Origin of the sequence: Corynebacterium sp. TAE3-ERU2, assembly GCF_019209955.1 — a bacterium.
In the GTDB taxonomy this organism is placed as follows: Bacteria; Actinomycetota; Actinomycetes; order Mycobacteriales; family Mycobacteriaceae; genus Corynebacterium; species Corynebacterium megadyptis.
The window spans coordinates 297,618-320,960 of the sequence record NZ_JAHUTL010000004.1; the positions used below are offsets into that span (position 1 = coordinate 297,618).

The following is a 23,343-nucleotide window of genomic DNA, read 5'->3' on the forward strand; positions in this document are numbered from 1 at the left end:
CACACCGGTATACACCTGCCGCTGGCTAAATAGATAGTGCTGGGCGCTGGGCGAGCCCTGCACCACGATCTCGCGGCGGATACCCATATCGGCCTCGGCGATCCCTTGGCCCGGGCCTGGAATAATGCGCACCGGCAACTCGTCTACCCGTAACTCGGCGGTCTCGCCTTCCCGCATAAATACGCGGGTGCCATTGACCAGAAGATCGCCGGAGCGGCCCCGAATCTGCAGCTTCAGGGTGCGCACATCGTCATTCTCCGGATCGAGGCTCAACCAATCGCCGTAGAAGGCGGTACCGGCGAAGCCATCCACCGCGGCGGTGGGGGAGTGATTCGGGCGCGGGCCGTAGATACTGCTGGCATCCGCGGCATTCGGGCCGGCGGTAACAGTACCGCCGGTTTCCCGCAGCCACAGTTTCGGTGCCTGGGAGGGATAGTCGATCACCGGATTCTTAATATCGGGCGCTTCCTCGCGGTGGGCCAAGAGACCCGAATGCTGCCCGGTGCCATAGTTGCGCGCAATGGCCAGGGGAGTATCGGTGATGATCTGCGCCTGCTCGGGCGTGCTGGTGAGCTGGCGCGGCTCATAGCCCAACACCTCATTGATCAAGGCCAGCGATTCTCCACCGCCCAGCACCTGGTCGATGGGCTGATCCACCACTGAGGCGCCGCGCTCGGGATCGATCTCGATCACATCCATCTTGCCGAAGGAGTGCACCGTCAAGCCCTGCTCCTCGGCGGCGTCTACCAGCTCCGTGCCGGCGCGCTGGCCCACATCGTGGCGCACCGCAATCAAGCCCACACCGAGCTGGGGCAGCGCCGCGAAGGAACCATCCTGGAGCGAGTCCATCACCCCATCGAGGCCGCGGATGGCTTCCGGATTGACGAGGGGGACCGCGTCGCGGGCAATCCACGGCACCTCCAACAGCGGCTGCAGCGGCTCATCGCGGGTCCAGCCCCAATCCTGGCGGGCGAAGCGCACCGGCGGATAGATCAGCGTGCGGGTATTTTGCCCGTGCGTGTTCAGCCAGTCTGCGGTCTCGTAGACATAGGAGGGCACCTGCTCGAATGTGCCCCGGGGTGCCAGCCGCAGCGACCACGCCGGCGAGCTGGCCATCACCACCGCCAGCGCCGTGGCGATGTAGAGCAGCTTGTGCCAGTGCACGCTGAGGCAGGCGATACCGATGCACAGCGGCAGCCGCACCAAGGGATCGAACTTGTGCACATTGCGCAGCAGCGCGCCGGGGCCGTCGAGGAAGCCCGTGACATAGTGCGAGCCGCAGAGAATAACCACGCCGATGAGCAGCAGGGTGATCCACATTCCTTGGCCGCGCATCCGCTTTAGCCCAGCAATACCGGCGGCCGCCACCGCGACGGTGGCCAACACCAGAATCGGGTTGAGCGCGAGGACATGCCCCGCGAGGCGTTCACTATCGACGAAGGGGGTCCAGCTGGTGGCGCCGCGCAGCACCTGCACCCCGTTGAGGTTGCCGGTGGTGATGTGCGCGTTTTCGATGTAGTCGGTAAAAGGCGGGGAGAGCCGGCCCATGGTGGCCAGCGGCACCAGCCACCACATGCTCACCAAGATGGAGCCGATGAGGAAGTGGCCGAAGTCCACCCAGCGGTGGCGGAAGAGCAGCACGAAACCGCCGGGAATACATGCGGCGATGGTGGCGGTGGCATTGACCGCGCCGAGACATGCCACCGCGATAATGGCGCGGCCCAGCGCCGGTTTGGCGCGGACCAGCGGCTCCACGATCCACGGCACGAGAGCCACCGGCCAGGCTTCAGAGGAGATCGCACCGAGCGTGGTGAGAATCCGCGGGGATAGAGCATAGGCGGCCGCGCCGAGAATAGGGCTCGGTAGCCGCAATGTGCCGGCTAGGCGATAAAACCCAGAAAAGGAAAGACCCAGTATGAGGGTCCACCACAGCCGCTGGGCTACCCAGTCGGGCAGTGGCTCGGTGAGGAGAAAGAAGAAGCCTTGGGGAAAGAGATAGCCATAGGCTTGGTTCTGCAGCTGGCCGAGTGGGAACACATCGGTCCACGGCCGCACCGCTCGGGCGAGAAAGCCGGCGGGATTGAGTGCCAGATCAAGTTTGGTGTCGGCGGCGGTGCGCCCCCAGGCGGAGCCGAAGGAACACAGCGCCGCGAATAACCATGCCAGCAGATGGACGCGGGCATGGGGTGAGACCCGCAGGGTGGTGGCCATGCGGGAGAAAGAGAGACGAGAGCGCCCCGGCGAGGGCAGGCTAGCGGGTGCCGTATTCGACGCCGCCGAGGAGGGCATCGTCGCTATTGACCGCGTGCGACTGAGGGACGGTGTCTTGCGAGGAGAAGATGGAGAGGCCAAGGATTGCAACCATCCCTAGAAGGAGGCCGACGACAGCAGAGGCAAACGCGGGGCCAATCGTGCGGCGAGTGACGCTATCTGATTCAAGAGCCATGGTTTAATCCTCATTGTCTTCCGGGGGAACCACGAACACGGGAATGTTGGTGTTGTGGACGATACTTTCTGTCGTCGAAGAACTGAAGAAAGATCGTATTCCGGTTTCGGCGCGAGTGCCAATTACGATCACATCGGGGCGGAGATCCTCGGAGGCGTCGATGATGGCCGACCAGATAGAGGTGGCCGATTCCACGAGGTGTGCCTTCACGAAAAAGCCCAGTTCCTCGGCGCGCTGGACGCCTTCGCGGCAGGTGGCTAGCGCCTGCTGATAGGCGGGGTCCTCGGTTTCATCATCGGTCGACTGCATATCCGAGAGTTTCATTCCCGACTGTCCGGCGGCGCGGGCGGCCTGGCGGTAGAGCGGTTCCCACGCGGTGATGATCTCCACGTGCTTCGGCGCTAGCAGCGCGGCGGCGTAGTCGAGTGCTCGTTGCGATTCCGGCGAACCGTCATAGGCAACCAGCATCGTCTGGGTGGATTCAAACACCGGTGACAGTGCCCCTTTCCTTCGTTCTCGTATATCTCGCGCCCAGTGTCCTCGGGGGAGGGGTGGGCGCGGCGTCGTCTCGTTTGAGTATGTATGCCACAGCCACGCCACCGGCACCGCGTACGGCGCTGGAGCGTGATCTATCTATGACAAAACCCCTTCCAGTGTAGGTGATGGAGAGCGGTTGTTCATACCCTAGAGAGCTAAAACCCATGCGTCACAACAGTCACAATAATCACTTTTCTGTCTCGCTGGATGTGAAAAATGTGCTGTTGAGCTGGCTAGACGCATATTCTCAGGCAGACTTAAGACGAGATAGGAAATCGCCAAGAACACGCGCGATTAGTAAGGTTGAGAAACGTGAATGTGCGCAAAATTTCTCTCCTCGTCGTCGTGGGGCTGCTCGCGGTGGCGTGTGTAGCGCTGCTGGCGAACTATCTGCTGGGCAAAGACAAGCTTCAGCGCAATAGCGAAATCAACGGCGTGGCCGTGGGCGGGCTCAGCGAGGCCGAGGCCCGCGAGTTGCTTGCCACTCGCCTCGCCGGGGTGGAGGAGCAGCCCGTAACTGTGCGCGCTGGCGAGATGGACACCCAGGTGGTGCCCGCCGAGATTGGCCTGTCCGCCGACTGGGAGCGCACCGTGGCCCAGGCCCCGCACACCTCCCTCAATCCCGTGCGCGAGATCGCTGCGCTGTTCCGCAGTCAGGAAACCGATGTGGTCAGCGCCGTGGATGATGCCGCCTTCGCCTCTGGGGTGGATCGCGTGAGCGAGGAGCTTTCCCGGCCGCCGCGCGACGCCGCGGTCCGGCTCGATAACGGCGAGGTGATCGTCGACGAGCCACTTAATGGCCAACATCCTTCCCGCGAGGGACTGGAGGCATCCCTGCCGGAGCGGTGGCTCGACACCAAGGGAGTGGAAGTATCGGCAAGCTCTGAAGAACCTGCCGTGCGCGATAGCTCTGCAGCCCAGAAGGATGCCGCCACGGCGTTGTCCGGGCCGGTGGTCGTGCGCGGCCGTGAGGATGTCAGCGGCCAGATTCCCGTGGAGCGCATGGGCGAGGTCATCACCTTCGTGCCCGAGGGAGAGCACCTCCGCAGCGAATACAACGAGGAGGCCGCCCGCGCCATCCTTGGCGAGACTCTCTCCGAGACCGAGGTGGAGATGAAAAACGCCAGCTTCACCCGTGGTGGTGGGGAAGTAATTCCGAGCGTCGATGGGGTGCACATCCAGTGGGACACCGTGATGGATGGCCTCGAGCAGCGCATCTTGGGCGATGAGCCCCGCGAGTTCGACGCTGTCTATGAGGACGAACCGGCCACATACACCACCGAGCAGGCCCAGCAGGCGAGCTTCTCCGAGACAGTATCGACATTTACCACCGGCGACTTCTCTGGGCCTTCGGGCACCAATATCGCGCTCACCGCCCAGATCGTCGATGGGGCCGTGGTGGTGCCTGGGCAAACCTTCTCGCTCAATGGCTATACCGGGCCGCGGGGCGCCGCCCAAGGCTTCGTGGAATCCGGCATCATTCTCAACGGCCGCGCCGATACAGCCGTGGGCGGAGGCATTTCTCAGTTTGCTACCACCCTCTACAACGCCGCCTACTTCGCCGGCATGGAGGATGTGGCGCATACCCCGCACTCCTATTACATCTCCCGCTACCCAGCGGGACGCGAAGCCACCGTCTTTGAGGGGTTGATCGACCTCCAGTTCAAGAACACCTCACAACACCCAGTTCTTATTTCCTCCTGGGTACACGGCAACGAAATCACTGTGGAGTTCAAGGGCGTCAAGGAAGTAGAGGTGGAATCGGTCTCCGGTGGCCGCTGGGCGCCCACCCAGCCGCACCGCATTAGCCTCTCCGGCGATGACTGCTCGCCCTCCTCCGGAGCCCCCGGTTTCACCACCTCTGATACCCGCATCATCCGCAACCTCTCTGGAGCAGAGATCTCGCGGGAAACCCAACAAACGGTCTACGATCCGCAGCCGATCGTGCGCTGCAGCTAGACCCGCGAACACCACGGAGTAGCCTCCGGTCCTCACGCCCCATCACCGCAGCCAGCGGTGGTGGGGCTTTGTAGTAGCCGCGTGGGGCGGTGAAGACGGTGCCGCGCAGTGTCCCCCTGGTGCCGGATCGCTAGAGATAGGCACAGCAGAGGAAGGGAACGCGGCAGCGCCCCGCACGGCCTTCCTCGTGAAGGTGTGCGGGGCGCTGCGGTTACTCACGGCCTCTTTCGGGCCGAGACGTGGCTGTTTCGCGGGCGGCTTTTAGTTCGTGCTCCACGCGCGATCGAAGATGGGCCAGGAGTCACGCAGATCCATCTGCCAGTAGCTCCACTGGTGGGTACCGGTATCGCGGATGTTGAATTCGGCGGGAATCTCGAGCTTGTCCATCTTGGCCTTGAGTAGGTGGGTGCACCAGTTAGTGGCAGCCTCGATGCCGCCGCCCACGACCTGGACATTGGCCACGGTCAGGGGGTTGTTCTCAAAGCGGGGGTTGCTGATCATATCCGGCTTACCGGAGGTGCCGGCGGAATTGGAGATGTAGATCTCCTTGCCGCGCAGCGACTCTGCCTGGGCGACAGCGTCGTTGTACTCGCGCGTCTCCGAACCGACCGGGCCCCACATGTCATCCGGGCTGACATTGGCGCGGTTGAGCGTCACGCGCAGCATGGCGTCAGAGATCGGATCGTTGGTAGAGGCGCAGCCAGAGAAGGAACCAACAGCCTGGTACAGCTCCGGGTTGTGCTGGGCGAGCAGCAGCGAGCTGGTGGCGGACATCGACATGCCCGCAATGCCGCGCTCACCAGAGGCGCCAAGTTTGGACTCCAGCGGGGTGGGAAGCTCCTGGGTGAGGAAGGTCTCCCACAGCTGGGTGCCGCCGAGATTCGGCTGCTTGGGGTTGACCCAGTCGGTGTAGTAGGAGAAGCGGCCCTCCATGGGGATAACCACATTCACGTTCTTATCGGCATAGAACTGGGCCACGTCCGTCTGCTTCACCCAGTTGGCACGGCCCTCGCCGCCATCGCCACCATTGAGCAGGTACAGGGTCGGACGGGGAGTGGAGGTATCCTCCGGGGTGATGACCACGAGGGGCACATTGCGGTTCATCGCCGGGGAGAAGGCCCACATTTCCTTCATGTTGTCGGTTTTGTTCACCTTGCCCCGCCACGCAGGTGTCTCCAACCCCGGGGTGGGGCCCTCGTGTACCTGTGCGGCCTCAGCGGCCGTCGCCACCGAGGCGGTGGGCACGGCCACGGTCGGCGCGATCAATCCAGCTGCTGCGATGGTGGCCGCCACGAGCGGCGCCACGAAACGAAACGTCATACAAACCCCATGTCAGTTCTTAATCAGATTTTAGGCAACGATAAGACTACGCTGTTCCCGCCGTATTGGAAAGAGTTACGAGTGTGGTTACCCCACATCCGGACTGTCACACCAGTCACAGAATTGCCCCTAGGAACATGGCGCCGAGTGGTCTATTCTTCTGTACAGGCCGCTCGTCTGGTGCCCGATACTGCTGTAGCGGTGCCACGGCGAGCAGATAGTCACCGCCGCCTAGCCCGCACCGCGAAAGAATATATATAGGACATAAGGACGTTTTATGAACGAAGAGATTCTCGTAGCTATCAACACCGTGCTCGGCCAGTTCCTCAACGCTGGTTCCTCCCAGCTCGCTGACATCGCTGTGGACCTTGATCTGTTCTAAGCGCTAAGAGTCGAGAACGCGCGGCGCACAAGGCGCGGCGGGGCCTCGACTATGCAGCTCACTACCCGCCACCGAAGCCGTCCCACTGCCCCCAAGCGGTGGGGTGTGGCCTTGGGTGGTGGGTAGCTTTGTCTCAAACGTCGACGGTGGCGGACTAAACCACGTATCCTTATTAACGTGTCTGATCATTATGATGTTGTAGTACTTGGCGCTGGCCCCGGAGGCTATGTCGCCGCCATTCGAGCAGCCCAGCTTGGCAAGAAGGTTGCGGTCGTTGAGAAGCAGTATTGGGGCGGTGTCTGCCTCAATGTTGGCTGTATTCCCTCCAAGGCCCTGCTGAAGAACGCAGAGCTGGCCCACACCTTTAACCACGAGGCGAAGACCTTCGGTATCGAAGGCGATGTCAGCTTCAGCTTTGAGGCTGCGCACAAGCGCTCCCGCAAGGTATCCGCGGGCATCGTCAAGGGTGTGCATTACCTGATGAAGAAGAACAAGATCACCGAAATTAATGGTCTTGGTTCCTTCACTGATGCCCACACCATTGAGATCACCGAGGGCGAGGATGAGGGTACGACCCTCACCTTCGACGACTGCATTATCGCCACCGGTTCTGTGGTGCGTTCCCTGCCTGGTGTGGAGCTGGGTGGAAATATCTGCTCCTACAAGGAACAGATCCTCGACAGCGAGCTCCCTGATTCTATGGTGATCGTGGGTGCGGGCGCTATCGGTATGGAGTTTGCTTATGTGCTCGCGAACTACGGCGTGGATGTCACCATCGTCGAGTTCATGGACAGCGTCCTGCCCAATGAGGATAAGGACGTATCCAAGGAGATGGCCAAGCAGTACAAGAAGCTTGGCGTGAAGATCCTCACCGGCTACAAGACCACCGAGGTGCGTGACAACGGCGATAGCGTCGAGGTGGATGTCGAGTCCAAGGACGGCAAGAAGAACGACACCCTCATCGTCGATCGGGTGATGGTGTCCATCGGCTTCGCTCCCCGCGTCGAGGGCTTCGGCCTGGAGAACACCGGTGTGGAGCTCACCGATCGTGGTGCTATCGCCATCGACGAGCGCATGCGCACCAATGTGGATCACATCTACGCCATTGGCGATGTCACCGCGAAGCTGCAGCTGGCTCACGTCGCTGAGGCCCAGGGTGTGGTGGCCGCCGAGACCATCGCCGACGCCGAGACCCAAGAGCTGGGCGATTACATGATGATGCCGCGCGCTACCTTCTGTAATCCCCAGGTTGCCTCCTTCGGCTACACCGAGGATGCCGCGAAGGAGAAGTTCTCCGATCGCGACATTAAGGTGGCTACCTTCCCGCTGTCCGCCAACGGTAAGGCCCAAGGTCTGGGCGAGCCCGCGGGCTTCGTCAAGGTGATTGCCGATGGCGAATACGGCGAGCTGCTGGGCGCACACATGGTGGGCGCGAACGTCTCCGAGCTGCTGCCGCAGCTCACCCTGGCGCAGCGCTTCGATCTCACCGCTGAAGAGATCGGCCGCAACGTGCACACCCACCCGACCCTCTCCGAGGCCATGAAGGAAGCCTGTGAGGGAACGATGGGTCACATGATTAACCTTTAACCCCCCCCGAAGCACAGCCCGCCAACCTCCGCGTTGGCGGGTTTCGTGCGTTCTAGCGCTGTGCGTGCAGCACAGCGGGCGCCGAGCACAGAAACACTGCGGGGCCCGCACGCGCCGCAGGGCCCCGCCGGCTGGCGCCTTTAGTAGTAGTAGGGGAAAGAGGACCAGTCGGGGTCGCGTTTTTCGAGGAAGGAATTCTTGCCCTCCACGGCCTCGTCGGTCATATACGCCAGGCGGGTGGCTTCGCCGGCGAAGACCTGCTGGCCCATGAGGCCATCATCGGTGAGGTTGAAGGCGAATTTCAGCATGCGCTGTGCGGTGGGGGATTTCCCGTTGATCTCCACGGCCATCTGGATGGCCTCGTTCTCCATCTCGGCGTGCTCGGCCACGAGGTTCACCGCGCCCATCTGAAACATGTCCTCGGCGGTGTAGGTGCGGCCGAGGAAGAAGATCTCGCGGGCGCGTTTTTGGCCCACCATCTTCGCTAGATAGGCGGAGCCATAGCCGGCGTCAAAGGAGCCGACGTCGGCGTCGGTCTGCTTGAAGCGGGCGTGCTGTTTGGAGGCGATCGTCATATCGCACACCACATGCAGGGAGTGCCCGCCGCCGGCAGCCCAGCCACCTACCACGGCGATCACCACCTTGGGCATGGTGCGGATGAGTCGCTGCACCTCGAGAATGTGCAGCCGTCCGCCCTCGGCTTTGGTGCGCATCTCATCGACGGTGTCCTCGGTGTCGCCGGAGGCGTAGCGATAGCCGGAGCGGCCGCGGATGCGCTGGTCGCCGCCGGAGCAGAAGGCCCAGCCGCCGTCTTTGGCGCTGGGGCCGTTGCCGCAGAGCAGCACGCAGCCCACATCGGGGGTGCGGCGGGCATGGTCGAGGGCGCGATAGAGCTCATCGACGGTGTGGGGACGAAAAGCGTTGCGCACCTCGGGGCGGTCGAATGCGATGCGCACGATGCCGTGGGATCGGTCGGTGCCCACATGTCGGTGGTAGGTGATATCGGTGAGATCGTCGAAGCCGTCGACGGCTCGCCACAGTTCAGGGTTGAATGGTTGCTCGCTCATACCTCATTATCCTAGAAGCTATGTGTTCGCTCGATGAGGTTCTGGAGCGCACCCACGTGGTGGCGCTGCCGATGCGCGTGAAATTCCGGGGTGTGACCGTGCGCGAAGCCGCGCTATTTGCGGGGCCGCAGGGCTGGGGCGAGTTCTCCGCTTTCACGGAATACGCGCCACCGGAGGCCGCTCGCTGGCTACTCTCCGGGGTGGAGGCCGCCTTTACAGGCTTATCGACGCCACCCTGCAGCCACATCCCCGTCAATGGCACCATCCCCGCCGTGGGGCCCGAGCAGCTGCCGGAGGTGCTGGAGCGTTTCCGGGAGTGCGCGGTGCTCAAGGTGAAGGTGGCCGAGCCGAGCCAGAGTCTGGCGGAGGATATCGAGCGCATCGCCACCATTCGACAGCTGCGCCCCGATGCCACGCTGCGGGTCGATGCCAACCGCGGCTGGTCGGTAAATGAGGCGATCGCCGCGGCACGGCATCTCGGGCCGCTGGAATATATGGAGCAGCCGGTGGCCACCGTGGGGGAGATGGAGGAGTTGCGCCGCTGGGTGGATGTGCCCATCGCCGCCGATGAGTCCATCCGCAAGGCGGAGGACCCGTATGAGATTGCTCGCCGTGGGGCGGCAGATTATGCGGTGATTAAGGTGGCGCCGATGGGCGGGGTGGCCCAGGTGGAGCGGGTGGCCGCGTTCATGGCCCAGCACGGCATGGGGATCAGAATCGCCTCCGCCCTCGACACCGCGGTGGGGATGAATTCTGGGGTGGTGGCCGCCGCCACGGTGGCGCCCGAGCACGCGGCGGGGCTGGCCACCAGCCAGCTGTTTATCGAGGATGTTGCCGCGCCGCGAGAGATCGTGGGCGGGATGATCTCCACCGCGCCGCTCAGCCCGGATCCCGCGCGATTGGAGGAGCTGGCCGCCCCGCCAGAGCGTCGGGATTGGTGGCTGAAGCGCATTGCGGCGTGCTGGTTAGAATTAGGGCTATGACATCTTGGGATACCGCGCGCGCCATCGTTGAAGAACTTGCTCTGAGCTGCACTGATGTGGTGGTGTGTCCGGGTTCTCGGAATGCTCCTTTATCCCTTGCGCTCGCGGCGGCACCGGGGCTGCGGCTGCATGTGCGCCTCGATGAGCGGGATGCGGCGTTCGCCGCGCTCGGGATGGCGCGGGTGACTGGCCGGGTGGTGCCGGTGGTGATGACCTCGGGCACGGCGGTGGCCAATTGTCTGCCGGCGATGATCGAGGCGCATCACGCCGATATTCCCCTGGCTATTATCTCTGCCGATCGCCCCTCCCGGCTCGTCGGTACCGGCGCCAGCCAAACCATCGTGCAGCACGGGCTGTTTTCCACCGTCACGCCCACGGTATCTATTAGCGAATCCACCCGCCCGGCCACCGCCCAGGCCATGCTGCGGCGCGCGCTCGCGGAGCGCCGGCAGGCCCATATCAACATCGCCTTCGATACGCCGCTGGTGCCGGAGGTCAGCTCGGAACCGGTGGTTGCGGGGACGAGGGCGGCGTCGATAAGCCCGAAGCCGCGCGATTGGGGTGTGGTGGACGTGGATCTGAGCGCGCAGGTGCTGGTGATCGCCGGTGATGGCGCGTGGGCAGTGGAGGGGCTGGAGGATGCGCCCACGATCGCCGAGCCCAGCGCTCCCGCCCCTTTTCATCCGGTGCATCCTTTGGCGGCGAATGTGCTGCTCAGCGGGGTGGAGATTGCCCGCCCCGAGCACGTCATTATTGTCGGCCATCCGACGCTGCACCGGGATGTGCTGGCGCTGATGCGGCTGGGGGTGCGCACCACGGTGCTCACCCGCGGCGAGAGCTATACCGATCCGTGGGGTGGTGCCACCGAGGTGGCGAGCAGTGTGCGCGTCAGCGGCGAGATCAGCCAGGGCTGGCTGGAGCTTGTCGACGCCGCCTCGAGCCGCGCCGCCGAGGCCGTGCGCGCTACCCTCGCCGAGGAGGATCTCGGATTTAGCGGCCTGCACGCCGCCGCCGCTGTGGCCGATACCCTCGCGGTGGGCGATGGCTGTTTCCTCGGGGCCTCCAATCCCGTGCGCGATGCCAGCATGGTGGGGCTGCCCTTTGATGGGGTGGATACCTACTCGCCCCGCGGCGCCGCCGGGATCGATGGCTCGACCGCCCAGGCCGTGGGCGTGGCCCTGGCGCGGCAGCACCGCGAGCAGGACTCTGTGCGGGCGCCGCGGACGGTGGCGCTGCTGGGGGATGTGACCTTCCTGCACGATATCGGCGGGCTGCTCATTCCCACTGACTCGCCGCGCCCAGAAAACCTCACCATCGTGGTGGCCAACGATAATGGCGGCGGGATTTTCGAGACCCTCGAGCAGGGGGCGGAAGCGCACCGCGAGGTCTTCGACACCGCCTTCGGCACCCCGCACGATGCGGACCTGCAGGCGCTATGCGCGGGCTATGGGGTGCAGCACCGCCGGGTGGAGAGCGTGCAGGAGCTTATCGACGCCCTCGCCGAGACTGCGGAGCGCGGCGCCGATGGTATCGAGGTGATCGAGGCCATGACGACCCGCGCCACCCGCCGCGAATTGCAGCGGCGCTTGCAGGACAAGGTGGAGTGGGAGAAATGATCGCCCGCCGCCTCCGGCAGCTCGTCATCGTGCTCTATGGGGCCGTGGTGCTGATGAGCATCGGCATGGTGGGTGCCGCCATCATGAACGATCACGCTATCTCCTCCAACCCCGGCCGGGCGCTGGCGCGGGTCACCAACGAGGATTGGTTGCGCACCACCGTGGAGTTCCAAGACGAGCGCGGCATCTTTCACGTCCCGCCATCCGGGCTGCTGTATCCCTCGGATCTGGGAGTGGGGCAGCGGGTGTGGGTGAACTACTCCACCGCCAACCCCGACTTGGTGAAGGTAGAGGGCCGAAACTGGACCCTGGCGGTGATCCCGGCGCTGTCGGTATTCACCGTCGCGAGCGCTATCGGTGCGGGCCTGTGGTGGTTTATTGGGCATTCATCAAAAATTCGGGCACTCGATACCCTGAGCCAACCCGTACGGCAGACGAGCAAGGCACACTAACCGGCATGCGCATCGGAATAGTCGCGGAATCCTTCCTGCCCAATGTCAACGGAGTCACCAATTCCATCCTTCGCATCCTGGAGCATATCGAGGGCGAGCATGAAGCCATCGTGATCGCGCCGGGGGCGCGCGAGTTCCAGGAGGAGATCCCCTCCTATGCGGGCGCGCAGATCGTGCGGGTGCCCACCGTGCGCATGCCGCTGATCAACTCCCTGCCCATCGGCGTGCCGGTGCCGGCCGTCACCCACGCCCTGCGCTCCTTCGCCCCCGACGTCATCCACTTGGCCTCACCCTTCGTCCTCGGCGGCTATGCCTCCTTCTCGGCGCGGCAGCTGGGCATTCCCGCCGTGGCCGTCTACCAAACCGATGTCGCCGGCTTCGCCACCACCTACCGGCTCACGCCCCTAGCCGTGGCTGCATGGGATTGGACGCGCATCATCCACAACCAAGCGGCCCGCACCCTCGCGCCCTCCTCGGCCGCCATCGCCGAGCTGGAGGAGCACGGGGTGCAGCGGATTCATCGCTGGGGCCGCGGCGTGGACGCCGAGCTCTTCCATCCCCGCCGCCGCGACCACGCCCTGCGCGCCCACTGGCTACAGCAGCGGCCAGACACGCGCTATGTGGTGGGGTTTGTGGGCCGGCTCGCCGCCGAAAAGGGGGTGCAGCGCTTGCGCGCCCTGGCTCACCGCTCCGATGTGCAGCTGGTGATCGTCGGCGATGGCCCAGAACGGGCCAGCTTGTCCGCGCAGCTTCCCGAGGCGATTTTCACCGGTGCGCTCTCCGGCACCGAACTCGCCCGTGCCTACGCCAGCATGGACGTCTTTGTGCACCCCGGCGAGTTCGAAACCTTCTGCCAAACCATCCAAGAAGCCCAAGCCAGCGGGGTGCCCACCATTGCCCCGCGCGCCGGCGGGCCCATCGATCTCGTCACCGATGGCTATAACGGCTATCTGCTCGACGTTGAGAGCTTTGAACAGCAACTCGAGCTAGCCACCGACCGCTGCCTCATGCACCTGCCCACCTTGCGAGAAGACGCCCGCCGCTCCGTGGAGCCGCGTACCTGGGCGGCGCTGGTAGACCAGCTCCTCGAGCACTACGAGCAGGCCGTGCACGCCCCCGCACGCAAATAGCGGCCGCGCCCGCTAGACCGGCGGTGCCACTGCCGCGGCCGCCCCGCCAGCGCAGAGAGCGGCTCGGGTAAGCTCTGCAGGCGTGGTTAAGGCAAATCTGGACAAGCAGCCCAAAGACGTCGCGCGCATGTTTGATGACGTCGGCAAAAACTACGACATCACCAATACCGTGCTCTCTTTCGGCCAGGACCGGCACTGGCGCACCCGCACCCGCGAGCGCCTCAACCTCCAGCCCGGAGAAAAGGTATTGGATCTCGCCGCGGGAACGGCGGTGTCCACCGTGGAGCTGAGCAAGTCCGGAGCCTGGGTGGTGGCCTGCGATTTCTCCCAGGGCATGCTCAAGGCGGGACGCCATCGCGCCGTGCCGAAGGTTGTCGGCGATGGCATGCACCTGCCCTTCCGCGATAACACCTTCGACGCCGTGACCATCAGTTTCGGGCTGCGCAATATCCAGGATTTTCGCGCCGGGCTAGAAGAAATGGCGCGCGTGACCAAACCGGGCGGCCGGCTCACCGTGGCCGAGTTCTCCACCCCCACCGTGCCGGTCTTTGCCACCGTGTACAAGGAATATCTCATGCGGGCGCTGCCCGCGGTGGCGCGCGCGGTCTCCTCGAACCCCGAGGCCTATGAGTATCTGGCGGAATCTATCCGCGCCTGGCCCCACCAGGAAGAGCTTGCCGCCGCCATCAATCGCTCCGGGTGGAGCGAATGCGGCTGGCAGAACCTCACCTTCGGCATCACCGCCCTGCACTCCGCGATCAAACCGGAGTAGCGGCGTCCGCTAGCTCCACAGCGGGGTATCGTCCACCCAGCCTAGGCACCGCTGGGCGCCGTGCCACACCCGCGCCACGAGGTCGCGGTCGGACTCGGTGATGAGATTGCCCATCAACCGAGCCGCCGCCGGCATGAGCACTCGGCCGCCGAGCCCGCGCATCGCCAGCGGGCCCGCCACCGGCAGGAACTGCGGATAGGTGAGCACGCGCGCGAGCCGTCGCGCCAGCCGGAAACTCTCGCCATAGTGCTCGCGTAGCAGCCGCGGCCACTCCTCGCGGACAGCGCTGCTGTGCTGCATTAACTCCACCGCCAGCCGCGCTGATTCCATGCCATAGTCAATGCCCTCGCCATTGAGGGGATTGACGAGCGCGGCGGCGTCGCCAAGTAACATCCAGTTCTTGCCCGCCACGGAGCTAATCGCGCCACCCATGGGAAGCAGCGCCGAGGCGATCTCCCGTGGGGCGTCAAGCTGCCACTGCTGGCGCTGCTGCTCGGCATAAGAGGCCAGCAGCTTTTTGGTGTTGATCTGGGCCGGTCGACTCGCTGTGGAGAGCGCCCCGCAGCCGATATTCACCTCATCGCCGCCGAGCGGGAAAATCCAGCCATAGCCAGGCTGGACCGTGCCCTGCTCATCGCAGAGTTCCACGTGCGAGTGCATCCAGGGATCGTCGCCGCGGGGCGTGGTGCAATAGGCGCGTGCCGCAATGCCAAAAACCTGGTCGCGGTGCCACTGGCGGCCCAGCTGCCGGCCAAAGGAGGAGCGCACCCCATCGGCCACCAGCACCGTGCGCGGAGTAACCACGCGGAGCTCGTCCTGATAGCGCACCTCGACGCGCTCAATGCGCCCGCCGTAGATATGGGCGCGCTGCGCCTCGGCGTTTTCCCACGTGCTCACCCCATCCTGCTGCTGGGCATGCCGGAAGAGCAGGGTGTCGAAATCGCGGCGCTTCATGGCCGAGCCGATACGCCCGAAGCCGCTGTCCGGCCACGGGGCCTGCACATCGCCGCCATAGCCGTGCAGGAACAAGCCCTGATTGCGGTAGTGGGCGGTGACTTCCTCGGCCAGCTGCAGCGCGTGCAGCTCCTTGATGGCGCGCGGGGTCAGGCCATCGCCGCAGGTTTTATCGCGGGGGAAGGAGGCGGCGTCGATAAGCAACACGGAGCGCCCCGCATGGGCGGCATGATAGGCGGCCGCGGAGCCGGTGGGGCCCGCGCCCACGATCAGAACGTCTACTGCAACATCAGGATGGGCCACGCACCTATTGTGGCATTGAAGTGGGCGTCGACTGTAGATAGCCCCCGAACGTAGACTACGGTTATCATCTGTAGATTAAAAGCGCCTGAGAAGTGTGGACGTCCTACTCTCAGAAACAGCCCCCCAGCAGCCAACGAAGGTCGAGGACAACCAAGTATGAGTAACGGTACAGCCGTGGGCTCGCAAGACAACGAGCAATGGGTGCAGGTCACCGCATCTCAAGGCTCGATTCCCCGTCTTGACTTGGGAGATCCGGAGCTGAGTGCCTGGGTGACAGAGAAGATGCAGGACGTCGAAGAGCTTTTGCGTAAGGAGGTCGCCAGCGGCGCCGACTTTGTCGCCGATAAGGTGGCGCACCTCTTCGAGGCTGGGGGTAAGCGTTTCCGCCCCATGTTCGCTTTGCTCGCCTCGCAATATGGGCCCGAGCCCGGTAGCCTCAACGTGCAGCGCGCCGGCGCGATCGTGGAAATGACCCACCTGGCCACGCTCTATCACGACGATGTGATGGACGAAGCCGAGAAGCGGCGTGGTGTCGAATCCGCCAACCACCGCTGGAATAACTCGGTGGCGATTCTCGCCGGCGATATCCTCCTGGCCTATACCTCCCGCATGATGGGCCAGCTCGGCGTCGAGACCGTGCAGCACTTCGCCACCACCTTTGAGCAGCTCGTTACCGGGCAGATGCGCGAAACAGTGGGCCCGCGCGGCGGTGATCCGGTGGAGCACTATCTCAACGTGATCCGCGAAAAGACCGGTGTGCTCATCGCCGCCGCCGGCTATCTCGGTGCCCTGCACTCGGGTGCGGACAAGCAGCACATCAAGGCCGTCGAGCGCTATGGCGAGGCCGTGGGCATGGTCTTCCAGATCGTCGATGACATCATCGATATCTTCTCCGATTCCAGCCAGTCCGGAAAGACCCCCGGCACCGATCTGCGCGAGGGAGTATTCACCCTGCCGGTGCTCTACGCCCTGCGTGAGGAGGGCGAGGTCGGCGATGAGCTCCGCGCCCGCGTCACCGGGCCGGTGGCCGATGAGGATGTTCCCGAGATCATTGCCCTGCTCGAGCGCTCCGGCGGTCGGGCCCGCGCCAAGCAGGACATTGACCACTACCTCGCCGAGGCGGAAAGCGCGCTGTCCGAACTGCCGCAGAATAAGGTCACCGAGGCGCTACGCACCCTCGCACAGCTCACCGCCGGGCGCGTGGGATAGCAGCCGCCAGGCGGCGCATATGTGGCATAAACGCCCAGCGCAGGGCGGCGATTTGCTTAAACATATGGGGCGCATAGTAGAGTAAGTGACCGCACCAAGCGTGCACGCCAGGTTGCCCGAGCGGCCAAAGGGAGCGGACTGTAAATCCGCCGGCATTGCCTTCAATGGTTCGAATCCATTACCTGGCACTCCTAATCACCCGAGGTTCTCCCCGATGGGAGGCCTCGGGTTTTTCTTTGCGCGGCTGCGGGTGTGTGGGGCGGCGGGGTGGCGTCGATAAGCCCTGCGGGCGGCGCGCGGGGGTGAGTGCGCGCTTATAGGGGTGGTACTAGGCCTCATAATGTGCCCAGAAAGGGGCGATGAGGTGCAGATTTGTGTTCTTTCATGGCTTCGGGTTAATCTTCTTAAGGCTTCAACGGAAGGCGCACTACACAACACAGTGTGATTCCTATAAGGGAAGCTAAGCCCCCTTAGCTCAGTCGGCAGAGCGTTTCCATGGTAAGGAAAAGGTCGACAGTTCGATTCTGTCAGGGGGCTCTGTTCATTTATACAGCCGCTCGCAGCGGGTGGTTGTATATGAATGGGGCGGTTTAGCTCAGTTGGTGAGAGCGCACGACTCATAATCGTGAGGTCCCGAGTTCGAGTCTCGGAACCGCTACTGCACACCGCATGATAAGGCCTAGCCGATATCTTCGGTTGGGTCTTATTTCGTGTGTGTAGCCGGTAGGTGTCTTTACTTCCTGCAGAGAAGTCATTACAGTTATCGGCAGTGTTGCGCAGGAGCCGCCGCGAGCGGCGAATGTGACAGCGCGCCAAGGGGCGTGGCTCAATTGGCAGAGCAGCGGTCTCCAAAACCGCAGGTTGCAGGTTCAAGTCCTGTCGCCCCTGCAAATACTTTTTGGAAAAGTCGTATCGAGGAGAAACGTGGCAGACGATCGCAAACCGAGCGCGCGGCCCACGGGCAAGCGACAGCTCACCGGCGTAAGCACGACCTCGAGCGAGTCGTATTCCTCCAAGCGTGCCGTAGCCACCAAGGATGAAGACGAGAAGCCCGGTGGCGGCCCCATGCACTTCGTTCCCGAAGTGGTGGAGGAGATGAAGAAGGTCATTTGGCCGACTTCTAAGCAGATGGTGAACTACACCCTCATCGTCTTCGGCTTCCTCATCGTGATGACCCTCCTCGTCTGGGGCATCGACATCCTGGCGTCCCGAGGAGTTGACCTAGTTCTCAACCCTTAACTAGGATGATTCCCATAGCTTTTACCCGCCTTAGCCACTAGCGCCAAGGCGGGACTTTTATTGCCTCAGTGCCCGCGCCGCACGGGCGCGCGGCCGCGCGACGCCCGCAGGACGGGCGCGAACGCACCGCAGGCGGCAATGAGAGCACAAAGCCGCACATTCCGATACCCGATATCCGCGAAAGACAGAGCAAGGACACTATGAGCGAGAACACTGAGAACACCACCGGTGCCGCCGCAGAGGCAGAAGACACCTCCGCCGAGAACGTGGGCACCGCCGCTGAGGGTGCCGCCACCTCCTTCGAGACCGCCGCCCAGGCCGCGACTGCCGCCCAGGCCGCCGATGAGCGCCTCGAGAACCAGAGCGAGGAGAGCGCAGAAGAGCGCGCCGCCGCCGAAAAGGAGGGCGTGGAGGACGCGCTCAACGCGGATGTTGCCGTGGCCGATCAGGCCGCTGCCGAAAGCGATGACTCTCTCGCCGAGTACAAGGCTCGTCTGCGTAAGTTCATTCGTGAGCTGAAGAAGAAGCCGGGCCAGTGGTACATCATTCAGTGCTACTCCGGCTACGAGAACAAGGTGAAGACCAACCTGGACATGCGTGCCCAGACCCTCGAGGTGGAGGACTTCATCTACGAGGTCGTCGTGCCCATCGAGGAAGTCGTGGAAATCCGCGATGGTCAGCGCAAGCGCGTGAAGCGCAAGCTGCTGCCGGGCTATGTCCTGGTGCGCATGGACATCGACGATCGCTCCTGGTCCGTGGTGCGTGAGACCCCGGGCGTGACCAGCTTCGTGGGCAACGAGGGGCACGCCACCCCGGTGAAGCACCGCGACGTGGCCAAGTTCCTGCTGCCGCAGGAGACCACCCCGGTGGAGGGCGAGCAGAGCGAGCAGCCGGCCGCCTCCAAGGATGGCGAGCAGGTTGTGGCACAGCCCAGCAAGAAGCAGGCCCCCGTGGAAGTGGACTACCAGGTGGGCGAGGCCGTCACCATTCTTACCGGCGCCCTGGCTACCGTGTCCGCCACCATCTCCGAGATCGATGCCGAAAATGGCAAGCTGCAGGCGCTGGTGTCCATCTTCGGTCGTGAGACCCCGGTGGAGCTCACCTTCGACCAGGTGGAAAAGGTCAACTAGACCACTGCGGAGTATGGCCCGGCTGTGCTGCAGCGGGCCAGAACCTCTATTTGGTCTGACCTGCGCGAAGGTGTAAACTTTTCCTTCGCGTGTCTGCGCAGGCCTTCGTGCTGTGCGCAGCCAAGGCGCGGCGGCGAAGGTCGCGGCGCCCGCACGCAGAACATACTGTCAATAATCCCCGGTGGCTGAGTAAAGCTCGGCATCCGGACGCATCGGCCACATACGGGCGGGTTGAAACTAGCCAGTACCCGCTGTCGGCGGTGCGGTACCACGGAAGAGGTAAAGAAACATGGCTAAGAAGAAGAAAAAGGTCTCTGGCCTTATCAAGCTGCAGATCGAGGCTGGCGCCGCTAACCCGGCTCCCCCGGTCGGCCCGGCCCTGGGTGCCCATGGTGTCAACATCATGGAGTTCTGCAAGGCCTACAACGCTGCTACCGAGGCCCAGCGCGGCAACATCGTGCCGGTGGAGATCACCGTCTACGAGGACCGCTCCTTCGACTTCGTGCTGAAGACCCCGCCGGCAGCCAAGCTGCTGCTGAAGGCCGCTGGCCTGAAGAAGGGCTCTGGCGTTCCCCACACTGAGAAGGTCGGCTCTGTGACCTGGGATCAGTGCAAGGAGATCGCCACCACCAAGAAGCCCGACCTCAACGCCAACGACATCGAGGCTGCAGCCAAGATCATCGCCGGCACCGCCCGCTCCATGGGCATCGAGGTCAAGTAACACCTCCTCGGCCACCCTCGCGGTGGCCCAACGCCTTCCCACACAGGGGAAGGCGAGTGGTAGGGCCCGCTCACGGCCCATCAACACCACAACATTCCATCGCACGTTTCAAAAACTTTAAGGATTGTGAAACATGAGCAAGAAGCATTCCCGTCGTTACCAGGAGCTCCAGTCCAAGGTGGACAAGGGCCGGATCTACTCTCCGCTCGAGGCCGCCCAGCTGGCCAAGGACACCTCCTCTGACAAGTACGACGCATCCGTGGACGTTGCCGTCCGCCTCGGCGTTGACCCCCGCAAGGCTGATCAGCTCGTGCGCGGCACCGTCTCCCTGCCGAACGGCACCGGTAAGTCCGTGCGCGTGGTTGTCTTCGCTGCTGGCCCGAACGCCACCGCAGCCGAGGAAGCCGGCGCCGACGTCGTGGGCTCCGAGGATCTGATCGAGAAGATCCAGGGCGGCTGGACCGACTTCGATGCCGCTATCGCCACCCCGGACCAGATGGCCAAGGTTGGTCGCGTGGCCCGCGTCCTCGGCCCCCGTGGCCTGATGCCGAACCCCAAGACCGGCACCGTCACCACCGATGTGGCTAAGGCTGTCAAGGAGATCAAGGGCGGTAAGATCGCCTTCCGCGTGGACAAGGCTGCGAACCTGCACGCCCTGATCGGCAAGGCCTCCTTCACCCCCGAGCAGCTGGCTGAGAACTACGGCGCGCTCATCGACGAGCTGCTGCGTCTCAAGCCCGCCTCCTCCAAGGGTATCTACCTGAAGAAGGTCACCCTTTCCGCCACCCAGGGCCCCGGCATCCCCGTGGACACCTCCGTGGTGAAGAACTACGCCGCCAAGGCCTAAAGTCTCCGTGCTTTGTTCCGCCCCGCCCGCGTGCGGTGCGTAGCGGAATAGTCTGAGACATCACACCCCTGCCACTCCCCGCCAGCGCGGGAGGGTGACAGGGGTGTTGTGCGTCCGCACCGAGCCCCGTTGCGGGTGCGGCCCAGCGGGGCTGTGGGGCTGCGGTGCGGGGAGAGTGGAGCTGCGGTGCGGGAGTGGTCCTCGCGCTTCTTAGTCCTCGACTCCCGCTGCGCGCAGCACGCGCTGCCTATCGAGGGGTTCGTCGATGGCCCGCTCGGCGGCTCGGATGATCGCCTCGATTTCTTTTCGCACGACCACCTGTACCGCAGGGTCGCGGGATTCTTCGCCCACTATGTGCAGCATGTCCAGCAATTCCACCAACACACCCGGTTCCTGTGCGCCATAGCGGCGCATTTCTGAGACCCACTCTGCGAGCAGCTCCGCCTGGGTGCGTTCCGCGGCCCAGAGAACACAGCGCCCCTCCTCGTCTCTCTGCACCACCGGCTGCGGCGGGTGTGTGACCAGTGTGCGCAGCACGCTGGTGGCTTGGCCGATCGTATGCCGAGCAGTCGTGGGATCGTTGACCCCAGGCGAGAGCGCCCGCACCCCGATATCGAGCAGTTGGCGCAAGCCCAGCGCGAAATCGCTGCCGGAGACCCGCTCGAGGGAGAGGAAGATCGGATCCGGCATGTCTAGTGCGTGGGTGGCGTGCTGGGTAGCGCACCACCACCTCGCCACCGGCTGCCCGGCGATGATCCTATCGCCTGGTTGGACATCAATCACCACTGTCGCCTCGTGTTCTTTCGCCCAGTCGGCCGCCGATTGATGATCGACGCGCTGCACATAGCCGAAGCTCTCCGCGCGCAGCACCGCCGCATGGCTGGGCGGTTCGGGGCGCTCAAAATACACGGCCGGGGTGTCGGTGGGCGGGGCGGTGTCTGCGTGGGCGAGAGTGCGCTCCGCTGATTGCCTGATGATGGTGTCTACCCGCACCATGTCCACCACCCGGGAGACGTACCAGATGAAGGTGCCCAAGGCGATGAGTACGCCGATCACGGCGACGGTGACAGCCAGCTGGGGCGGGGTTTCCGCGTCCTTGTCCAAGGAGCGCAGCACCAGCACTGCGTAGACGAAGTTGCCCACATACACCGCGATGATGCCGCGCACCGCCGGCGATTCGATATAGTCGCGCAGCAATTGGTGCGAGAAGTTGCCCGAGGCGACTTGCAGCACGATCAGTGTCATGGAGATCGTGGTGGTGAGCACCGTCATGGTGGAGGAGGCGACGAAGCTCAGCATGTCGGCGGCGCCATCGGTGTCGCCCGGCCACAAATACTGGGCGAGCAGGTACTCGCCGGGCACATCCACCTCGGTGAGCACGATGGCGAGGATTGCCGCCACGACGCCGGTGACCGCCGCACCGGACCAGAGTTTCGAGCTGAGGAGGTTTTTCAACGCATAGAAAAAACGTTTCACCTGCTCCATGCTACGGCCTGCGCAGGATGCTTATCGACGCCACCTCCCCGCGCCCCATCCAGGCGGCTATGGGCTGGGCGGGCACGGCCGTGCCGCCGAAATATGCAACAATTGGTTCTTATGAGTATTTCTACACGTCAGCGTCCTGTCCGTGCGAGCCTAGCGATTGCCGCCTCTGTGGTGCTGCTTGGCGCCGCCGGCTGCTCCTCTAATGAGGACGATGCTGTGACCACGGCGAGCAGCGAGGCCTCGAGCTCCGTATCGTCTGCGGATAGCTCCGCAGAAACCAGCACCGAGGCTACGGAGGGCAACGCGGAGAGCAACGATGAGTGCGCCGTGGACCCGAACGCCGATGTGGTGCACCGCGCGGTGGCCCAGATCAACCAGGAAGAAGGCAGCTGGTCCTTCAAGGGGGATTCCAACTGGAATGCCTGCACCGATCTCACCTATGCCCGCGTGGACGAGGCCGATAAGCCCATCGAGAACGCCGAGTCCGTGCTGCTGCTCTTCCACGCCGGCGAGTACGTGGGCCGCGATGAAGGCAGCCCGCACATGATTGAAGAACTCAAGGCCGATCCGGAGGGCTACAGCATCGACGTCACCTACCGCGATGGCCAAGGCGGCGATAAGGTGCTGCTCTACTGGAATGAGCAGGACAATGCCGTGGGCTATCAACGCTCTGTCCAAAATTAGGGACACACCCATCATCGATGGGGTTAAGAATTAAGGGGTGCCGCTGATGAGAAGGGCTGGCGCTGTCTTGGTACAGCTCGCCCTGTGGAGCATGCTCGGAGCCTGTGGCCTCGTCATCCTCGTTCCCCACTGGGCACCCGCCCGCTGGTTGAGCACTCGCCTCGGCGGCGCCCAGCTGATCGCGTTTCCCTATCTCATGGCTGCAGGCGGGCTTGTGTGCGGTCTCGTTCTGCTGCTCCAGGCGGTGGTGCGGCGCCGCACCACCTTCCGGATTCTCGAGGCGATAGCGGGCGTGATAACGGTGGCGTTGGCGACCGTGTTGGCCGTGGTTCCCGTGCCTGCGCCTGCTCGTGGCAGCCTACCTGCACCGCCGCCGGATGCGGCCTCGGAGCTGACGGTGGTCACCTTAAACAGCCAAAACACGCTGTCTGCCGCCGGCTTTCAGGCACTCGTGGCCGCAGCGGATCCCGATATCGTCGTCCTGCCGGAAGCAGAGCGCTCCCGCGTGGACGCCGCGGTA

Annotated in this window: 19 protein-coding genes, 4 tRNA genes and 2 pseudogenes; 18 read left to right on the forward strand and 7 right to left on the reverse strand. The window is 63.9% G+C overall.

Annotated elements, in window-relative coordinates; genetic code table 11:
- Positions 1-483 precede the first annotated feature (483 nt).
- From KRX12_RS10890 to KRX12_RS07615, 3 genes and pseudogenes are all read right to left on the reverse strand, one after another.
- Positions 484-2,289, reverse strand: a pseudogene (locus KRX12_RS10890) (alpha-(1->3)-arabinofuranosyltransferase family protein); the annotation flags it as partial.
- Positions 2,252-2,446 carry a DUF2613 domain-containing protein gene (locus KRX12_RS07610; protein WP_151529016.1) on the reverse strand — a complete coding sequence of 65 codons (195 nt, stop codon included), beginning with the start codon at positions 2,444-2,446 and terminating at the stop codon, positions 2,252-2,254. The pseudogene KRX12_RS10890 and the gene KRX12_RS07610, both read right to left, overlap by 38 nt.
- Before the next feature lie 3 nt (positions 2,447-2,449).
- Positions 2,450-2,914: a universal stress protein gene (locus tag KRX12_RS07615; RefSeq protein WP_218364882.1), complete on the reverse strand. Its 465-nt coding sequence runs from the start codon at positions 2,912-2,914 to the stop codon at positions 2,450-2,452.
- A 381-nt stretch (positions 2,915-3,295) separates the two neighbouring features.
- Between KRX12_RS07615 and KRX12_RS07620 the strand changes: the two genes are divergently transcribed.
- Complete coding sequence (locus tag KRX12_RS07620; RefSeq protein WP_370625562.1) at positions 3,296-4,942, forward strand: VanW family protein; 1,647 nt, start codon at positions 3,296-3,298, stop codon at positions 4,940-4,942.
- A 261-nt stretch (positions 4,943-5,203) separates the two neighbouring features.
- Here the strand turns inward: KRX12_RS07620 and KRX12_RS07625 are convergent, their stop codons facing one another.
- Positions 5,204-6,262, reverse strand: coding sequence for an alpha/beta hydrolase family protein (locus KRX12_RS07625; protein WP_218366235.1), 1,059 nt, complete (start codon positions 6,260-6,262; stop codon positions 5,204-5,206).
- A 559-nt stretch (positions 6,263-6,821) separates the two neighbouring features.
- Between KRX12_RS07625 and lpdA the strand changes: the two genes are divergently transcribed.
- Complete coding sequence (lpdA, locus tag KRX12_RS07630; protein WP_192795904.1) at positions 6,822-8,231, forward strand: dihydrolipoyl dehydrogenase; 1,410 nt, start codon at positions 6,822-6,824, stop codon at positions 8,229-8,231.
- A gap of 140 nt (positions 8,232-8,371) precedes the next feature.
- On the opposite strand, the gene KRX12_RS07635 is transcribed toward lpdA, so the two are convergent.
- A complete protein-coding gene (locus KRX12_RS07635; protein ID WP_218366236.1) occupies positions 8,372-9,298 on the reverse strand; it encodes a 1,4-dihydroxy-2-naphthoyl-CoA synthase in 927 nt (308 codons plus the stop codon).
- 20 nt (positions 9,299-9,318) lie between these two features.
- On the opposite strand from KRX12_RS07635, the gene KRX12_RS07640 reads away from it, so the two are divergent.
- The 5 genes from KRX12_RS07640 (at position 9,319) to KRX12_RS07660 (ending at position 14,251) form a co-directional block, all read left to right on the forward strand.
- Positions 9,319-10,281, forward strand: coding sequence for an o-succinylbenzoate synthase (locus KRX12_RS07640; RefSeq protein WP_218364601.1), 963 nt, complete (start codon positions 9,319-9,321; stop codon positions 10,279-10,281).
- A complete protein-coding gene (menD, locus tag KRX12_RS07645) occupies positions 10,269-11,897 on the forward strand; it encodes a 2-succinyl-5-enolpyruvyl-6-hydroxy-3-cyclohexene-1-carboxylic-acid synthase (RefSeq protein WP_218366256.1) in 1,629 nt (542 codons plus the stop codon). Before KRX12_RS07640 ends, menD begins: the two co-directional genes overlap by 13 nt.
- On the forward strand, positions 11,894-12,349 hold the full coding sequence (locus KRX12_RS07650; RefSeq protein WP_218364599.1) for a DUF3592 domain-containing protein: 456 nt from the start codon (positions 11,894-11,896) through the stop codon (positions 12,347-12,349). The genes menD and KRX12_RS07650 overlap by 4 nt, the downstream gene beginning before the upstream one ends.
- Positions 12,350-12,354: 5 nt before the next feature.
- Positions 12,355-13,479 carry a glycosyltransferase family 1 protein gene (locus tag KRX12_RS07655; RefSeq protein ID WP_151529008.1) on the forward strand — a complete coding sequence of 375 codons (1,125 nt, stop codon included), beginning with the start codon at positions 12,355-12,357 and terminating at the stop codon, positions 13,477-13,479.
- Between the two features lie 82 nt (positions 13,480-13,561).
- On the forward strand, positions 13,562-14,251 hold the full coding sequence (locus KRX12_RS07660) for a demethylmenaquinone methyltransferase (RefSeq protein ID WP_218364597.1): 690 nt from the start codon (positions 13,562-13,564) through the stop codon (positions 14,249-14,251).
- 9 nt (positions 14,252-14,260) lie between these two features.
- On the opposite strand, the gene KRX12_RS07665 is transcribed toward KRX12_RS07660, so the two are convergent.
- Positions 14,261-15,508, reverse strand: coding sequence for a geranylgeranyl reductase family protein (locus KRX12_RS07665; RefSeq protein ID WP_218366237.1), 1,248 nt, complete (start codon positions 15,506-15,508; stop codon positions 14,261-14,263).
- 156 nt (positions 15,509-15,664) lie between these two features.
- Here KRX12_RS07665 and KRX12_RS07670 point away from each other — a divergent pair, with 156 nt between their 5' ends.
- From KRX12_RS07670 to rplA, 9 genes are all read left to right on the forward strand, one after another.
- Positions 15,665-16,717: a polyprenyl synthetase family protein gene (locus KRX12_RS07670; RefSeq protein WP_218364593.1), complete on the forward strand. Its 1,053-nt coding sequence runs from the start codon at positions 15,665-15,667 to the stop codon at positions 16,715-16,717.
- 106 nt (positions 16,718-16,823) lie between these two features.
- Positions 16,824-16,905 (forward strand) — tRNA-Tyr (locus tag KRX12_RS07675).
- A 276-nt stretch (positions 16,906-17,181) separates the two neighbouring features.
- A tRNA-Thr gene (locus KRX12_RS07680) sits at positions 17,182-17,254 on the forward strand.
- Between the two features lie 47 nt (positions 17,255-17,301).
- Positions 17,302-17,375, forward strand: a tRNA-Met gene (locus tag KRX12_RS07685).
- Between the two features lie 157 nt (positions 17,376-17,532).
- Positions 17,533-17,605, forward strand: a tRNA-Trp gene (locus KRX12_RS07690).
- A gap of 36 nt (positions 17,606-17,641) precedes the next feature.
- Positions 17,642-17,956 (forward strand): preprotein translocase subunit SecE, encoded by a 315-nt coding sequence (gene secE / locus KRX12_RS07695; RefSeq protein ID WP_151529004.1) that lies wholly within the window; start codon positions 17,642-17,644, stop codon positions 17,954-17,956.
- A 200-nt stretch (positions 17,957-18,156) separates the two neighbouring features.
- Positions 18,157-19,086, forward strand: coding sequence for a transcription termination/antitermination protein NusG (gene nusG, locus KRX12_RS07700; protein WP_218364591.1), 930 nt, complete (start codon positions 18,157-18,159; stop codon positions 19,084-19,086).
- Between the two features lie 289 nt (positions 19,087-19,375).
- Positions 19,376-19,807, forward strand: a complete 432-nt coding sequence (gene rplK / locus KRX12_RS07705) for a 50S ribosomal protein L11 (protein WP_151529002.1) — start codon at positions 19,376-19,378, stop codon at positions 19,805-19,807.
- A 133-nt stretch (positions 19,808-19,940) separates the two neighbouring features.
- On the forward strand, positions 19,941-20,654 hold the full coding sequence (gene rplA, locus KRX12_RS07710) for a 50S ribosomal protein L1 (protein WP_151529001.1): 714 nt from the start codon (positions 19,941-19,943) through the stop codon (positions 20,652-20,654).
- A 210-nt stretch (positions 20,655-20,864) separates the two neighbouring features.
- Here rplA and KRX12_RS07715 read toward each other — a convergent pair whose 3' ends face one another.
- Positions 20,865-22,130 carry a DUF2254 domain-containing protein gene (locus KRX12_RS07715; protein WP_218366238.1) on the reverse strand — a complete coding sequence of 422 codons (1,266 nt, stop codon included), beginning with the start codon at positions 22,128-22,130 and terminating at the stop codon, positions 20,865-20,867.
- Positions 22,131-22,250: 120 nt separating this feature from the next.
- Between KRX12_RS07715 and KRX12_RS07720 the strand changes: the two genes are divergently transcribed.
- Both KRX12_RS07720 and KRX12_RS07725 read left to right on the forward strand, forming a co-directional pair.
- A complete protein-coding gene (locus KRX12_RS07720) occupies positions 22,251-22,823 on the forward strand; it encodes a hypothetical protein (RefSeq protein WP_218366239.1) in 573 nt (190 codons plus the stop codon).
- Positions 22,824-22,914: 91 nt separating this feature from the next.
- Positions 22,915-23,343: pseudogene (locus KRX12_RS07725) on the forward strand (hypothetical protein); the annotation flags it as partial.

What these genes read in the sequence shown, in the direction of transcription:
- KRX12_RS07610 (WP_151529016.1), bottom strand. Translation starts at nt 2,446, where the DNA reads ATGGCTCTTGAATCAGATAGCGTCACTCGCCGCACGATTGGCCCCGCG.
- KRX12_RS07655 (WP_151529008.1), top strand. Translation starts at nt 12,355, where the DNA reads ATGCGCATCGGAATAGTCGCGGAATCCTTCCTGCCCAATGTCAACGGA.
- KRX12_RS07625 (WP_218366235.1), bottom strand. Translation starts at nt 6,262, where the DNA reads ATGACGTTTCGTTTCGTGGCGCCGCTCGTGGCGGCCACCATCGCAGCA.
- rplK (WP_151529002.1), top strand. Translation starts at nt 19,376, where the DNA reads ATGGCTAAGAAGAAGAAAAAGGTCTCTGGCCTTATCAAGCTGCAGATC.
- KRX12_RS07720 (WP_218366239.1), top strand. Translation starts at nt 22,251, where the DNA reads ATGAGTATTTCTACACGTCAGCGTCCTGTCCGTGCGAGCCTAGCGATT.
- rplA (WP_151529001.1), top strand. Translation starts at nt 19,941, where the DNA reads ATGAGCAAGAAGCATTCCCGTCGTTACCAGGAGCTCCAGTCCAAGGTG.
- KRX12_RS07650 (WP_218364599.1), top strand. Translation starts at nt 11,894, where the DNA reads ATGATCGCCCGCCGCCTCCGGCAGCTCGTCATCGTGCTCTATGGGGCC.
- KRX12_RS07615 (WP_218364882.1), bottom strand. Translation starts at nt 2,914, where the DNA reads ATGCTGGTTGCCTATGACGGTTCGCCGGAATCGCAACGAGCACTCGAC.
- KRX12_RS07635 (WP_218366236.1), bottom strand. Translation starts at nt 9,298, where the DNA reads ATGAGCGAGCAACCATTCAACCCTGAACTGTGGCGAGCCGTCGACGGC.
- nusG (WP_218364591.1), top strand. Translation starts at nt 18,157, where the DNA reads ATGAGCGAGAACACTGAGAACACCACCGGTGCCGCCGCAGAGGCAGAA.
- KRX12_RS07640 (WP_218364601.1), top strand. Translation starts at nt 9,319, where the DNA reads ATGTGTTCGCTCGATGAGGTTCTGGAGCGCACCCACGTGGTGGCGCTG.
- KRX12_RS07670 (WP_218364593.1), top strand. Translation starts at nt 15,665, where the DNA reads ATGAGTAACGGTACAGCCGTGGGCTCGCAAGACAACGAGCAATGGGTG.